2 protein-coding genes are annotated in these 735 nt (G+C 34.3%); both read left to right on the top strand.

What is annotated here, in order from left to right; genetic code table 11:
* Positions 1-133: 133 nt before the first annotated feature.
* Positions 134-298 (top strand): hypothetical protein, encoded by a 165-nt coding sequence (locus DW819_RS15635; RefSeq protein ID WP_154106756.1) that lies wholly within the window; start codon positions 134-136, stop codon positions 296-298.
* 6 nt (positions 299-304) lie between these two features.
* Positions 305-616 (top strand): hypothetical protein, encoded by a 312-nt coding sequence (locus DW819_RS06905; protein ID WP_118468855.1) that lies wholly within the window; start codon positions 305-307, stop codon positions 614-616.
* Positions 617-735: the final 119 nt, after the last annotated feature.

Raw genomic sequence — 735 nt, 5'->3', positions numbered from 1 at the left:
GATAGATCCTGAATCAGATCCTGATAAGTATGATTAGATATTCCTTGCATATAGTAGGCACCACCATTGCAACTATAACAAATAATGTTATAATAAAATAAGGAATATGAGTATTATATGTGGGAGGACAGGTATGGACAAAATTTTTGAAGTAAAAAGTACAACCGGACAAATTATGAATGTCTATGAAGACATCGAAACATATACAGATTTTTTTAATTATGTGGCGTGGTTATCGTTACAGTACGGCTATAGTGGCAGGTACGCACTGCGCTTTTCTGACTATGCGGGGATATAACGGAATATGAAATATATAATGTTTTACCCGGAATGTGTTATAATTACTGCAGTCGTATTGTATATTAAACATTTACTCTATCCTTATGATTTTCGTGAAAAATTTCCTTATGACGATCCGCCGCCGAAGTTTTTTGGCTCTTTCTCATTGGGGGAATTAGTACAATATATAATCCAAGTATTAACGTTACCTATTATAGGATTTGCTATGATTCCTTTGCAATTTTTAGGGAAGGTAGCGGATGTAATACTTATAATTTTATTAGTTATGTGGTGGTTTATACCGACAGGACTCGCTAGAAAAATAGATGACTGGTAATAGAAAAGCGTCCCTGTATAAAAGCAGAGGACGCTTTTCTATTGCAGTAAGATATGTTTTAGAAAGAGCGAAAGGCATTTGTGAAGATAGAATAAATTCTTTTCATCAGATGAGAAGGG

This window comes from Clostridium sp. AM33-3, assembly GCF_003480315.1.
Taxonomy (GTDB): Bacteria; Bacillota; Clostridia; order Lachnospirales; family Lachnospiraceae; genus Brotaphodocola.
Note: the sequence above shows the minus strand (reverse complement) of the source record. Positions and strands in the feature narration are given on the sequence as shown.